15 protein-coding genes and 1 pseudogene are annotated in these 12,448 nt (G+C 69.0%); 11 read left to right on the forward strand and 5 right to left on the reverse strand.

What is annotated here, in order from left to right:
- On the reverse strand, nt 1–422 hold a 422-nt coding region (locus ABT297_RS24165), incomplete at its 3' end, for an IS110 family transposase (RefSeq protein WP_350553456.1).
- 280 nt (nt 423–702) lie between these two features.
- Here ABT297_RS24165 and ABT297_RS43200 point away from each other — a divergent pair.
- The 3 genes and pseudogenes from ABT297_RS43200 to ABT297_RS24180 form a co-directional block, all read left to right on the forward strand.
- Nucleotides 703–1,124: pseudogene (locus ABT297_RS43200) on the forward strand (transposase); the annotation flags it as partial.
- 2 nt (nt 1,125–1,126) lie between these two features.
- Nucleotides 1,127–1,408 (forward strand): hypothetical protein, encoded by a 282-nt coding sequence (locus ABT297_RS24175; RefSeq protein ID WP_350553460.1) that lies wholly within the window; start codon nt 1,127–1,129, stop codon nt 1,406–1,408.
- A 48-nt stretch (nt 1,409–1,456) separates the two neighbouring features.
- Complete coding sequence (locus ABT297_RS24180; protein ID WP_350553462.1) at nt 1,457–2,002, forward strand: AAA family ATPase; 546 nt, start codon at nt 1,457–1,459, stop codon at nt 2,000–2,002.
- A gap of 72 nt (nt 2,003–2,074) precedes the next feature.
- Here ABT297_RS24180 and ABT297_RS24185 read toward each other — a convergent pair whose 3' ends face one another.
- Nucleotides 2,075–2,974: an AraC family transcriptional regulator gene (locus tag ABT297_RS24185; RefSeq protein ID WP_350553464.1), complete on the reverse strand. Its 900-nt coding sequence runs from the start codon at nt 2,972–2,974 to the stop codon at nt 2,075–2,077.
- Between the two features lie 77 nt (nt 2,975–3,051).
- On the opposite strand from ABT297_RS24185, the gene ABT297_RS24190 reads away from it, so the two are divergent.
- Together ABT297_RS24190 and ABT297_RS24195 are read left to right on the forward strand one after the other, a co-directional pair.
- Nucleotides 3,052–4,062 (forward strand): alpha/beta fold hydrolase, encoded by a 1,011-nt coding sequence (locus ABT297_RS24190; protein ID WP_350553466.1) that lies wholly within the window; start codon nt 3,052–3,054, stop codon nt 4,060–4,062.
- Between the two features lie 63 nt (nt 4,063–4,125).
- Complete coding sequence (locus tag ABT297_RS24195; RefSeq protein ID WP_350553468.1) at nt 4,126–4,377, forward strand: hypothetical protein; 252 nt, start codon at nt 4,126–4,128, stop codon at nt 4,375–4,377.
- Between the two features lie 271 nt (nt 4,378–4,648).
- On the opposite strand, the gene ABT297_RS24200 is transcribed toward ABT297_RS24195, so the two are convergent.
- Nucleotides 4,649–5,089, reverse strand: a complete 441-nt coding sequence (locus tag ABT297_RS24200) for a VOC family protein (protein ID WP_350553470.1) — start codon at nt 5,087–5,089, stop codon at nt 4,649–4,651.
- A 252-nt stretch (nt 5,090–5,341) separates the two neighbouring features.
- Between ABT297_RS24200 and pyrE the strand changes: the two genes are divergently transcribed.
- From pyrE to ABT297_RS24220, 4 genes are all read left to right on the forward strand, one after another.
- Complete coding sequence (gene pyrE / locus ABT297_RS24205) at nt 5,342–5,866, forward strand: orotate phosphoribosyltransferase (RefSeq protein ID WP_350553577.1); 525 nt, start codon at nt 5,342–5,344, stop codon at nt 5,864–5,866.
- A gap of 32 nt (nt 5,867–5,898) precedes the next feature.
- Nucleotides 5,899–6,603 carry an orotidine-5'-phosphate decarboxylase gene (pyrF, locus tag ABT297_RS24210; RefSeq protein WP_350553472.1) on the forward strand — a complete coding sequence of 235 codons (705 nt, stop codon included), beginning with the start codon at nt 5,899–5,901 and terminating at the stop codon, nt 6,601–6,603.
- Between the two features lie 51 nt (nt 6,604–6,654).
- Nucleotides 6,655–6,834, forward strand: a complete 180-nt coding sequence (locus tag ABT297_RS24215) for a hypothetical protein (RefSeq protein WP_350553474.1) — start codon at nt 6,655–6,657, stop codon at nt 6,832–6,834.
- Nucleotides 6,835–7,043: 209 nt separating this feature from the next.
- Complete coding sequence (locus ABT297_RS24220; RefSeq protein ID WP_350553476.1) at nt 7,044–8,276, forward strand: YVTN family beta-propeller repeat protein; 1,233 nt, start codon at nt 7,044–7,046, stop codon at nt 8,274–8,276.
- Between the two features lie 8 nt (nt 8,277–8,284).
- Here the strand turns inward: ABT297_RS24220 and ABT297_RS24225 are convergent, their stop codons facing one another.
- Complete coding sequence (locus ABT297_RS24225; RefSeq protein WP_350553478.1) at nt 8,285–9,037, reverse strand: SDR family NAD(P)-dependent oxidoreductase; 753 nt, start codon at nt 9,035–9,037, stop codon at nt 8,285–8,287.
- 151 nt (nt 9,038–9,188) lie between these two features.
- On the opposite strand from ABT297_RS24225, the gene ABT297_RS24230 reads away from it, so the two are divergent.
- Nucleotides 9,189–10,325 carry an acyltransferase family protein gene (locus tag ABT297_RS24230; protein ID WP_350553480.1) on the forward strand — a complete coding sequence of 379 codons (1,137 nt, stop codon included), beginning with the start codon at nt 9,189–9,191 and terminating at the stop codon, nt 10,323–10,325.
- A 137-nt stretch (nt 10,326–10,462) separates the two neighbouring features.
- Nucleotides 10,463–11,626, forward strand: coding sequence for a Nickel transporter NicT (nicT, locus tag ABT297_RS24235; protein ID WP_350553482.1), 1,164 nt, complete (start codon nt 10,463–10,465; stop codon nt 11,624–11,626).
- Nucleotides 11,627–11,771: 145 nt separating this feature from the next.
- On the opposite strand, the gene ABT297_RS24240 is transcribed toward nicT, so the two are convergent.
- Nucleotides 11,772–12,419 carry a hypothetical protein gene (locus ABT297_RS24240; protein WP_350553484.1) on the reverse strand — a complete coding sequence of 216 codons (648 nt, stop codon included), beginning with the start codon at nt 12,417–12,419 and terminating at the stop codon, nt 11,772–11,774.
- Nucleotides 12,420–12,448 lie beyond the last annotated feature (29 nt).

Consider the following 12,448-nt stretch of genomic DNA (forward strand, 5'->3'; position numbering starts at 1 on the left):
CGTTCAGCTACGAGGTCTTCACGGTGGTCGACCAGCAACCGTAGTTCACGGTCTGGTCCGTCGAGGAACGCTGTCGGCAGGTCGGGTTCACGCAGCACGGCACGGGCGACGGCAAGGGCGTCGATCGGGTCCGACTTGCCGTAGGTGCGGGCTGCGTCGCGGACGTGGGCCATGAGCTTCGGCGGGACACGCACGATGCGTTCGCCGGCAGCGAGCAGGTCCTGCTCGAGGCGGCGGGTCATGTTGCGGCAGTCTTCGACGGCCCAGACCCGTTCGCTGCCGTAGCCGGCGGCCCAGCGCAACAGGGCGAAGTGGTCTTTGCTGGTCGATGCGCAGGTCTTGGTCGCGAGTTTCTTGCCGTTGTCGTCGACGATGACCGCGGTGTGGGTGCGCTTGTGCGCGTCGATGCCGATTACCACCATGGAGCTGTGTCTCCTTCGACCGAGGGGGCACGGACCGGTCGGTGGGCATATCCCAGTCGGGCGCTGACACGCTCCTCTTAAGCCATGCCGGCCGGTCCTTCACGTCCGGACGGGCCGCAGAATTTACATCAGCCACGCAGGCAGGTAACAGGCAGAGCGAACCCGCCGGACTCATCGATGGTGACACTGGGGTAAACGGTGGAAATCAGGACAAAAGGATCTTTAGATGACAACCGTTACCAAACGGCGTACACAGCCTGCCGTCAATGCGGTGGATGCTGTGCCGGCGACCGGTGAGGACCTGCTCGCTCGGGTGCTCGACGACACCGTGGCGGCCCTCGCGGAGCAGGCCCGCGGGCAGGGCGTGGCGCTGCTGGGCGAGGGCGGACTGCTGCAACAGTTGACGAAGCGGTTCCTCGAAGCGGCGCTCAACGGGGAGATGGACGCGCATCTGGGCCGGGACCGGCACGAGCGCCGGTCGATGTGCCCCGGGACCGGGACGGCACGTTCACCCCGCAGATCGTGGCCAAGCGGCAGCGACGTTTCGGCGGGGTGGACAACCTGGTCATCTCGTTGACCGCGAAGGGGCCGACGACCGGGGAGGCGTGTGCGCACCTGGCCGAGGTGTACGGCACCGACGTGGCGAAGGAGACCATCTCCACCATCACCGACCGGGCCCTCGACTCGTTCTCCGCCTGGAAGTGGTGACCCCGGCGCAGGCCCGCGAGCTTTATCTCGCCCAGGGCGGCTTCGCGGCGGCCTCCGCCGACTTCCTCGCCGGGTTCCAGACATACTCCGGCGGTACATCCGATCCCGCGCAGGTCAAACACCCCGTGACCCCAGAACCCGGTCCGATGCCCACCGCCGAAGACGTCACCGGCACGCCCGCCCGGCCGTTCACCGTGTGGGCACGCGACCACGCCGCAGATTTCCGTGACGAGTGGCAAGCGGTCGGCCATCGATGTCGAACACAGGTTCCCGAATGAAGACCAAGGTTATGATCGTCGGGATCTTCCGGATGGGCAGGAGCGCGGATGCGGGTCGGGATCTCCGGGACACACGGAACTGGGAAGACGACACTTGTCGAGGCGCTGAGCGCGAACCTATCGGGCCATGTCGCGGCGGATGAGCCGTATTACCTGCTCGAAGAGGAGGGCTACGAGTTTCAGTTTCCGCCGTCGCTGGAGGACTACCGGGCGTTGCTGGCCCGCTCGGTGCGGAGCCTGCGCTCACCGCCGTCGCCGTCCGGGACGATCTTCGACCGGACGCCGTTGGATTACCTCGCATATCTGGCCGCGATTGGCGCGGACCCCTCGGAGGGAGTCGATGGCGCACCGCTACGGTCGGCGTTTGCGAGCCTCGATCTGTTGGTCATCACGGTGATCACACCCGAGACGGAGCAGATTCTACCGGCGATGGAGATGCCTGGCCTTCGCGCGCGAATGAATGACGCGCTGGTGGAGTTGGTCTACGACGACCCGCTGAACGCCTGGGAGGACACGCCAGTGTTGGAGCTGAGCGGACCGCTCGACGGCCGGCTGGACGCGGTCCTCGCCGCCCTGAAACAGACCCGGCGGTAGTGCTCAAGATCGGGCTTAGCGAAACGGCGAGGTGGGCGGTCCGCAGCCACTCCCACGCCGCGCAGCACCGGATCAAGCGTGTGCGGATGTCGTCGCGGCGCGCAGCGCGGGACGCTCATTCCTTTGGTGGCTGGCCTTGCGATTTGGCCAGGCGATGTCGTCGACTGCGAGCCATGGTTCGCAGGCCACGGTCGCTGGCGTAACCCCGGTGAACGCCACGACGTCGCGATGCAGATGGGACTGGTCCGCGTAGCCGCCGTCGGCCGCGACCCGGGCTACGTCGACACCCGCGGCCAGGCGGTGGGCGGCGCGGTCGAAGCGGACCAGCGTCGCGGCGCGTTTGGGCGGCAGGCCGATCTGCGAGTGGAACCGGGACCACAGGCGTTTGCGGCTCCATCCGACCTCGGCGGCCAGTCTGTCGATCCGGATCTGGCCGCGGCCGACGAGGATCCGGTTCCAGGCCCAGGACACCTCCGGATCTACCGGGGACCCCGCCTGATGCCGACGGGCGAGCAACATGTCGGTCAACGCGAACCGCTCCGCCCACGACGAGGCGTCGCTGAGTTGCTCACGGATACGTGACGCCTGCCGGCCCCAGAGGTCGTCGAGCGCCGCTACGGCGCCGTCCAGGTCGGCCGGGGAGACGCCCAGAACCGCGCGTGCGCTGACCGGAGAAAGGCGCACCTGCACGGCCTCGAAGTTCTCGCCCCGTACGCGAACCGCGCCGAATCCGAGTCCGGCGACGAGACTTCCCCGCTGCTGCCTTCCTACGGCATCGTCCACGATGAGCGGGCCGGCACCGAACTCCAGGACCAGGGTCACGGCCGGGTGCGGGATCGCCCGGTGGCCGACCGTCGTCATGCCACGGTCACGGAACCCAGCCATGCTGACGCCGGCCAATTGGCTGGGCCGCGCCGGGCGTGCGACGTCCCACACCGCCGCATCGTCACGCTCGCTCACGGCAGGTCGCATCACCTCATGCTACGCAGGCCGGCTGCCTGGAACATTTGTTCAAGCCACCAGCACCCATGTGCGGCGACAGTGAGCCCATGACTGCTTCGCCAGTGTCCGACAACCCGGACGACCACGATCCGCAGGCCCCTGACCGGGAGCCACAGGTGAGACGCCCCCGCCGCCGAAGGCGTCGCATCATCGCCTCGACAGTTCTTCTCGTCGTCGCCGGGGCGCTCGTGGGAAACACGGCAATGGTGAACTGGCAGGACGCCGACGCCACCGGGAACTCGATCCTGCCGCTGGAAGGCGGGAACATCTACGTGAGCCAGGACGGTCCCCGCGACGCCCCGGCACTCGTCCTGATCCACGGGCTCGGCGCCTCGACCAGCTGGTGGGATCCGGTCGTACCAATGTTGGCCAGTTCCTATCGCGTCATCCGGATCGACCTGCTCGGGCACGGCCGATCCGCCAAACCAGCGGGCGGCGGCTACGCCATCCCACAGCAGGCACACCGGGTCGGGCAAGCGTTGGACCGGCTGTACGTCAAGCACGCCATACTGGTCGGCCATTCCACCGGCGGCTACGTCGCCTCCGCCCTCGCCGAACAACGAGGCGACATGGTAACCGCACTGGCGCTCATCGACACCGGACCCCGCATGGACGCCTTCATCTCCGGCGGGCCCGTCGGCCAGCTCATCGACGTCCCCGTGGTGGGGCAACTCCTGTGGCGGCTGCGAACCGACGGCATCATCCGCCGGGGACTGAGCACCGCGTTCGCGCCAGGATTCACGGCACCGCAGCAGCTCGTCGACGATACGCGCGGCATGACCTACCACGCGCTCACCGCCACGTCACACGCGTCCGACGACTATCTCACGCAGCGTCCGCTCCCGGACCGGCTCACACCCCTCGGCAAACCACTGCTCGTGATCTTCGGCGAACAAGACCAGAGATGGCGATCCTCATCCGCCGCCTCGTACCGCGCCGTGGCGGACGCCAGAGTGGAGTTGATTCCCGGCGTTGGGCACTCCCCCATGCTTGAGGATCCACCGCGCACCGCCACACTGCTCCTTACCTTCATCAGTTCCGTGCTCGGCGGTCGGTAGCGCCGTGGCCGGCGTCTGCTTTGCCCGACGTGAGTCCGCCCTCGGTTGGTTATCGTTGCCGCTGTGTCGGATGATGTCGTTACGGTGACCTTCAGCAGGGACCAGGCGTTCGTGCTCTCGCATTGGCTGTACGAGCACGTTGGCACCAAGGATTTCGATGCTCTTATTGACCGCGACCCGGTTGTATGGTCGGCAATCTACCTTCTCAAGGGTTTACTGGAGGATGATCCGATCATCTTCGCTCCCGAGTACAGCGAGCAATTGGAGGCCGCCCGCGCACGTCTGCGCGAGAAGTCGGGGCCGGAGCTGCGCTGAGGCCGCCCACTGACCGCGATGGCCGTCGACCTGCTGCTCCGAGCTCGATCGGCGGCATCCGGACGCGTACTGCCATGATCGAGGAATTGGCCACGAGCGTGCTTCCGTACTGACGTTGCACGGGCCGGTGACTTCATGACGGTGCATGCAGTTTCAGACATCCTTACTGCCGCTGGTCAGCAGTAGCCGAGGCATTGACCTATTGACGTACGTGAGTTTGTCAACGTCGGTGGTGTGCGCGGCGAGGCGCGACGCCGCTTCGGCGGGCCTTTCAGCTGAGTTGCTCAGCCAGTCCGACGATGATGCTCTCGGGGCCGCGGACGTAGCAGAGCCGATAGATGTCCTCGTACTGCGCCAGCTCGCCGACGAGTTCGGCGCCGTGGGTGCGCAGGCGGGTAACGACGTCCTCGATGTCGTCGACGGCGAACATGATGCGACGAATGCCCAGCGTGTTCGCCGGTGCATCCTTCGGCTCGGTGCTGATCGCCTTCGGTGTGTGGAACATCGCCAGCTCGATTCGGCCGTGGCCGTCCGGGGTCCGCAGCATTGCGACGTCCTGTCGGACGTCGTCGATCCCGATGACGCGCTCCACCCAACGCCCCTCGATTGGCCCCTTGCCCTCCAACTCCATGCCAAGTTCGACGAAGAACGAAATAACAGCGTCAAGGTCGTCGACAACGATGAGGACATTGTCCATCCGCTGGATCGTCATGCTGGGTCTCCCTGGTGTCGTACGGCCACGGCGGCCGCGGCACTCCTGAGACGGAGCCACCAGGCCGCTCTCGACATCTCTTGCAACATCTTCGTCGGGAGCCGCACTCGGCGCGACCGGAAAGCCGGCCACTCACCGCGCATCGCAGATGTGTGACGAGCGGTTCGCGGGATGAGAGGAAGTTCGGGTGCTGCACCGGGCAGGGGCATGGGCGGCTGGTTGCTGCGCCAGGCCATCTGCGAGGCTGTATGTATGCCTTCCCCGCTCGCACGTCGCGTCTCCGAAACGTGCCGTTTGACCGGGTCGTTCCGCCTGCGCTCGGGGCAGGTGAGCGACGAATACTTCGACAAGTATCTGTTCGAGGCGCAGCCCGGTCTGTTGCGCGACGTGGCTGAGGCGATGGTCGCCTTGCTGCCGGAATGCGACGTGCTGGCTGGGATGGAGATGGGCGGCATACCGATCGCGACGGTGATGTCGCAGCTGACCGGGCTACCGACCGTCTTCGTCCGTAAGCAGGCCAAGGAGTACGGCACCGGCAAGGCGGCCGAGGGCGGGCTCGTGGACGGCCGGCGCGTTGTGGTGATCGAGGACGTGGTGACCACCGGCGGGGCGTTACTGGCGTCGTGCCGGCAGCTGCGGGCCAATGGCGCCAAGGTTGACTCGGTGGTCTGCGCCATCGATCGCGAGCAGGGTAGACCGGAGAATCTCGCCGCCGAAGCGCTACAGTTGCGCGCCGCCCTCACCCGTCGCGACCTGGAGTCCTCTCTGCCAGCATGACAGCTGCACTGCCGAACTGCCAGGATCAGCGGGTGACCACGGCACGCCGCATCATCGTCGCGCTCGACTTCGACACCGTTGACGACGCCGAGGCGATCGTCGACCGCCTGGGGGATGCCGGCCAGTCATACAAGGTGGGCCTGGAGTTGCTGACCGTCGCCGGCCCGGCCTTTGTGGCCAGGCTGGTAGGCGGGGGCAAGGATGTCTTCCTAGATCTCAAGCTGTTCGAGATCCCGACTTCTGTCGCGGGTGCCGTCCGCGCAGCCGGCCGACTCGGCGCGACCATGGTGACCGTGCACGCCATGGGAGGCTCCACAGTCATGGAGGCCGCGGTACGCGCAGCCGCCGACTTCCCGAAACTGCACGTCATCGCGCTGACCGTCGTCACCAGCCTCACCGACGCCGACCTCGCCGCCATCGGGCTGAGCGCCACGATCGAGGAGCAGGTAACCCGTCTGGCCCGGCTGGCCCAGCACTCCGGTTGTCACGGAGTGGTCGCCTCACCGCAGGACGCGGCTTTGCTGCGCGCGGAACTCGGCCCGGACATGCTGATCGTCACTCCAGGAGTGATGTTGCAGGCCGAGATGAGCACCGGGGCCGCAACCGAGCACGCCCGACCGGCGCCTCCCGCGGCCGCCATCCGCGCGGGCGCCACGCACATCGTCATCGGTCGGTCCCTGACCCGGGCACCAGACCCGGCAGCCGTCCTCGCCCACCTCGGAGACGAGCTGGGTTAGGTTCGCGCTACACAGCTGACAGCGGCCGGGTGCGCTCGGACCACCCCAGGAGTGGTCGTACGGTCCGTGGTCGAGCAGGCCGTACAGCACGCCGCGGAGCACCATCAGCAGCTCGATGCCGAGCGGGACGACGGCCGCCACGCCCAGCAGTGTGCTCAACGCGGCGTGGCCGAGTACGGCCGCAGCCGGCACCCGCCCGATCGGTGGCAGGAAGGGCACGTCAAGCAGTAGGCGGAGCCACGCCCGGCGGCAAGCAACGCCCGCCACATGCGATGACCCTGCCCCAGCGTGCTATCCGCCGCAGCATGCCCGTCGCCGACCTGCGTAAACCTCGCCGACCGCGACAATCCAACCTACGACGTCAACTCGCTCGTTACCCGGATCCGGCGGCGGCCACCGTGGTACGCAATACCCTGCAAGGCGCACAGAATGGATCAATCGTGAGTCTCTATTTTCGCGCCGGCGCGTTCGCCGCACTCACCGCCGCGGCCCTACTGCTGGGCGCGTGTTCTTCCAGGCCCGCAGCGAAGAGCGCGGGCCCTGGCGACCACCACACGCCGGAGGCCATGCCCGGCATGAGCATGCCCGGCAGGGCGACGTCCCGGCCGCCCGGGAGTTCGGGCGGGGCCGCCGCGCCGGGCGATGCGCTGCCCGGCATGCCGCCGCTGCTCGACCCGCGCGACGTCTACGCCGCGGACCGGCCCGGCGCGCTCGCCGACGCGGTCAGGAACGACCCCGTCCGGGTGTACGTGCCGAACCTCGACAGCGACACCGTCTCCGTCATCGACCCGGCGACGTACAAGGTCATCCAGACGGTCAAGGTCGGCAACGCACCGCAGCACGTCGTGCCGGCCTGGGACCTGCGCACGCTGTGGGTCAACAACAACGACGGCAACACGCTAACCCCGATCGACCCGGCGACCGGCACGTTCGGCACGCCCGTCCCGGTCGAAAACCCGTACAACCTGTACTTCACCCCCGACGGCAAGTTCGCGATGGTCATGGCGGAGCTGCTGCACCGCATCGACTTCCGGGACCCGCACACGATGGCGATCGCGCGTTCGGTGCCGGTCAACTGCTCCGGGGTGAACCACGCCGACTTCTCGGCCGACGGCCGCTACTTCATCGCGACCTGCGAGTTCTCCGGCGACCTGATCAAGGTGGACGTCCAGCGTCAGGAGGTGGTCGGCCAGCTGCACCTGCCACGCGAAGGGGCGATGCCGCAGGACGTCAAGATCACCCCGGACGGGCGCACCTGGTACGTCGCCGACATGCACACCTCAGGTGTGTGGATCCTCGACGGGGACGCGTTCACCGTGCGGATGTTCCTGCCGACCGGGGCCGGCGCACACGGGCTGTACGTCAGCCGCGACTCGAAGCGCCTCTACATCGCCAACCGGGGCGAGGGTTCGGTGTCGGTCCTCGACTTCGCCACCGGGACCCTCGTCGCCAAGTGGCAGATCCCCGGCGGCGGAAGCCCGGACATGGGCGGGGTCTCGGCGGACGGCAAGGTCCTGTGGCTCTCCGGCCGCTACAACGGCGAGGTCTACGCCATCTCCACGGACGACGGGCACCTGCTCGCCCGGATCAAGGTCGGCGCCCAGCCGCACGGGCTGTGCTTCTGGCCGCAGCCCGGACGGTACTCCCTCGGCCACACCGGCATCCTGCGCTGACCACGGCGTCAGCGGCCGGCCCAGGCGCCGCCGTTGACGTGGATGGTCTGGGCGGTGATGTGGCCGGCGGCGGGTGAGGCGAGGAACAGCACCGCGGCGGCGACGTCCCCGGGGACGCCGGCGCGGCCGTTGGTGGCCTGGGCGATGAGGCTGGCCTCGCGTTGCGGGGTCATGCGGTCGCGGAAGAACTCGGTGTCGGCGATGTAGCCGGGGGCGACGACGTTCGCGGTGATCCGGTCGGGGCCCAGCTGCTGGGCGAGGGTGAGGGTCCAGGCCTCGACGGCAGCCTTGGCCGCGCCGTAGGAGCCGGATCCGCCGCGGTGCGCGGCGATCGAGCTGACGTTGACGACCGCACCGCCGGGTGCGAGGCGGGGCCGCAGGGCGTCGGTGACGAGGACCGCGGACAGCACATTGGCGTCCAGGTTGGCCCGCCACGCGGCGGCGAGCCGGGCGAGCTCGGTGGGCTCGCCGGAGTCGGTCGGGCCGCCGGTGAGGTCCGTGTTGCCGCCGGCGTTGTTGACCAGGACGTCGACGGTGCTGGGAAGCTCGTCCAGGGCGGCGGCGACCTGAGCGGGGTCGGTCGCGTCGAACGCGGCCCAGCGGGCCCGTGCGCCGAGGTCCGCGGCGGTGGCGGCGAGCACGTTGCGGCGCCGTCCGGTGATGACGACGCTGTCGCCGGCTTCGACGAACGCCGCGGCGACCGCCCGTCCGATGCCGGTCCCCGCCCCGGCGACGATATGGATTGTGCCGGCGCCCCGCACGACGGCACCGACAGCGCGACATCACCCGCGGTCTGACACCGTCGACCGCGACCGGTGGCGACCCCGGGGAGTCACCCCGGCGGGGTGGGTGATCGGGCAGCCGCCGGCCAAACCCCCGTGGTCGGCCGCCGAGCGAGGCCATGATGCCCGAATGACGCAGACCACGGGCCGGGACCGCTACCTCGACGCGCTGCGCGCGATCGCCATCGTCCGGGTCGTGACGTACCACATGTTCGCCGCACCATGGCTGAGCTGGGCGTTCCCGGCGATGGGCGTGATGTTCGCGTTGGGCGGCTCGCTCATGGCGGCGTCGATGCAGCGCTCCGCCGCCCGCGCGGTCCGCGGCCGGATCCGGCGGCTGCTGCCGGCGCTGTGGGCGATGGGCGTGATTGTGGTACCGGCGATGTTCTGGCACGGCTGGAGCGCGGCCGGCAACGGCCGGGAGCTCGCCGCCCTGGTCTTCTGGGTGGTGCCGCTGGCCGAGCCGCCCGGCAACGCGTGGGCCGCCAACGTGACGGTGGTGCTGTGGTACCTGGTGACGTACCTCTGGCTGGTCCTGCTGTCCCCGGCGGCGTGGCGGCTGTTCCGCCGCCGGCCGCTCCTGACCGTGCTGCTGCCGCTGGCGCTGCTCGCGCTGCTCAAGCTCGGCCCGCCGCTCGGCTGGACGCGGTTCGACCCCTTCGCGTTGAACGCTCGCGCCGCCACCGTGATGCTGCACCTCGCCACCTACGGCGCGTGCTGGTACGCCGGGTTCGCGCACCACACCGGGGCCCTGCGCCGCATGCGCCTGCCGCTGCTGCTCGCGGCCGCCGCCGCGTGCATCGCGGCCGGGACGGCCTGGGCGCTGATCCCCCACAGCGACGCGGACGCCGCCGACGTCAACAACGTCCCGGCGGCCCAGGCACTGTACTCCCTGGGCTTCGTCCTGCTGGTCCTCCGCGCCGCCCCGGCGATGTCCTGGCTGGAGCGCGCCCGCCCGCTGGACGCCTTCGTCACGGTCCTCAACGCCCGGGCCGTCACCGTGTACCTGTGGCACAACGCCGCCATCGCCGTGTGCTTCCCGATCGGCGACCGGCTGCAGGCCTGGCGGGCGGGCCAGTTCGGCTACTTCGCCGTGGCGCTGGCCCTGCTCACCCTGGTGGTCGCGGCGCTCGGCTGGGTCGAGGACCTGGCCGCGAAGCGCCGGCCGGCGCTGTTCCCGATCGGCCGCACACGCACCGCACAGCCCTCGGGCGTCGCGGCCCCGCCACCGGCGTCCCAACCGGCCGCGACCGCCGATCGCGACTGACTGCCCAGCGCGTACCGGCGTGAACCGCTCACCTCACGGCAACGATGTGTTGTTGCAACCTTATTGCAATAACCTACGAGCGGGCAGTACCGTGCTGCCGACAGCATCGACTTCGATCACAGCGAAATCAGGTCACCATGAGCAGCCCCGCCACCACCCCCGTCTCGGACGGGTCCGGGATCGCCCGGTTCCGTCGCAGCCTCACCCGGCGCGACTGGCGTTCCCTCGGCGGCATGACCGCCTTCATCGTGCTGCTGCACGTCGTCGGCTTCGGCGTGCTGCTCGGCCTGGTCGTGCCGCAGCACTTCCAGCTCGGCGGCGACTACCCGGTCTTCACCGTCGGCGTCGGCCTGCTCGCCTACACCTTCGGCCTGCGGCACGCCTTCGACGCCGACCACATCGCGGCGGTCGACAACACCACCCGCAAGCTCATGGCCGACAACGTGGTCACCGGCGAGGACCGCAAACCCCTCTCCGTCGGGTTCTGGTTCTCCCTCGGCCACTCCACGATCGTGTTCATGCTCGCGTTCCTGCTCTCCGTCGGTGTGAAGACCCTCGCCGGGCAGGTCGAGAACGACGACTCCGAACTCCACTCGATCACCGGCATCGTCGGCGCCTCGGTCTCCGGCGTGTTCCTGTGGATCCTCGGCATCCTCAACCTCGGCGTCCTGCTCGGCATCATTCGCGTCTTCCGCCGCATGCGCGCCGGCGAGTACGACGAACAGAAGCTCGAAGAGCAGCTCAACAAGCGCGGCCTGATGAACCGCATCCTCGGCGGCCTCACCAAGTCCGTGCGCCGCCCATGGCACATCTACCCGGTCGGCGTGCTGTTCGGCCTCGGCTTCGACACCGCCACCGAAGTCGGCCTGCTCGTCCTGGCCGGCGGCGCCGCCGCGTTCAACCTGCCCTTCTACTCCATCCTCGTCCTGCCGATCCTGTTCGCCGCCGGCATGTGCCTCATGGACACCATCGACGGCGTCTTCATGAACGCCGCCTACGGCTGGGCCTTCGCCAAGCCCGTCCGCAAGGTCTTCTACAACATCACCATCACCTCGATCTCGGTCGCCGTCGCCCTGGTCATCGGCACCATCGAACTCATCGGCGTCCTCGCCGACCAGGCCGGCATCACGACCGGCCCGATCGCCGCCATCGCCGGCATCCCCCTGGACTACGCCGGCTACGGCATCGTCGCCCTCTTCGTCCTCGCCTGGGCTCTCGCGATCACGATCTGGAAACTCGGGCGCATCGAAGACCGGTGGACCGCACGCCTCCCCGCCGGCAGCACCGACGACACCGCCTGACCCGTCAATTGGGCGCTCGGCATCGCGAGAGGCCGAGTTCGGGCGGCGGTCGACCGACCATCAGGTTCTCCATGACCACGGAGTAAAAATGCACAAGGAGCAGCACGTTCGCTCCGTGATCACGGAGAACCCCGGGCACTCACCGCTATCCTCCTTCGACGACCGCGTAGACGCGGGCGGGCCCAGGTCCGTCCCCTGTGGACAGTGCGACGACATGCAGCCGCGCACCGGCCGACGGCAGCGCGTCGAGCCCGCCCACGCCGGTGACCACCGGCACCGCGACCGCGTCCGGTAGCTGCGCGTCGGTCACCACCAGCGCGGCGTTCCGCTCGGCGAGCCAGGCCGCCGCGGCGTCGTTCAGGTGCCCCTCGCCGCCGGTGTGCAACACCACGGCGGTACCGGCGACCTCGAACGGCACCAGGGCCGAGCGGTCGATCTCCGTGCCGGCACTGCCGAGGGTGCGCACCAGGGTCACCGGCAGGTCGACGAGTGCGGCCGGGCCGGCGTGCAGCGTGCCGCCGGTCAGCTCGACGACCCGCCGCGGACCGGTCGCGGCGGCGACGCCGCGACCGCCCTTGTGCGGCTCCCGCAGCAGCACCTTGCGAGTGATCCTCGTGCTGCCCACCATGAGCAGCCCGAGGTGACGCACGAACAGCTCACCGAGCGCCTCGTCGTCGATGTCGCTGCCCAGGATGTCGAGCCGGAACTCCTGCGCCTGCAACGCGCCGCCGTTGCTGAACTTCACCTCGGCGTCGAACTCGACCCGCCACTGCGGTCCGGTCGCCGCCGTCATGCCTGACCGTCCACTTCAGCCACAGTCCA

The organism is Dactylosporangium sp. NPDC000555 (assembly GCF_040300025.1).
Taxonomy (GTDB): domain Bacteria; phylum Actinomycetota; class Actinomycetes; order Mycobacteriales; family Micromonosporaceae; genus Dactylosporangium.

Bases quoted from the DNA above. Each gene is read 5' to 3' on its own strand.
- ABT297_RS24180 (WP_350553462.1), top strand. From the start codon at position 1,457: ATGCGGGTCGGGATCTCCGGGACACACGGAACTGGGAAGACGACACTT.
- ABT297_RS24185 (WP_350553464.1), bottom strand. From the start codon at position 2,974: ATGCGACCTGCCGTGAGCGAGCGTGACGATGCGGCGGTGTGGGACGTC.
- ABT297_RS24190 (WP_350553466.1), top strand. From the start codon at position 3,052: ATGACTGCTTCGCCAGTGTCCGACAACCCGGACGACCACGATCCGCAG.
- ABT297_RS24200 (WP_350553470.1), bottom strand. From the start codon at position 5,089: ATGACGATCCAGCGGATGGACAATGTCCTCATCGTTGTCGACGACCTT.
- pyrE (WP_350553577.1), top strand. From the start codon at position 5,342: ATGCCTTCCCCGCTCGCACGTCGCGTCTCCGAAACGTGCCGTTTGACC.
- ABT297_RS24230 (WP_350553480.1), top strand. From the start codon at position 9,189: ATGACGCAGACCACGGGCCGGGACCGCTACCTCGACGCGCTGCGCGCG.
- nicT (WP_350553482.1), top strand. From the start codon at position 10,463: ATGAGCAGCCCCGCCACCACCCCCGTCTCGGACGGGTCCGGGATCGCC.
- ABT297_RS24240 (WP_350553484.1), bottom strand. From the start codon at position 12,419: ATGACGGCGGCGACCGGACCGCAGTGGCGGGTCGAGTTCGACGCCGAG.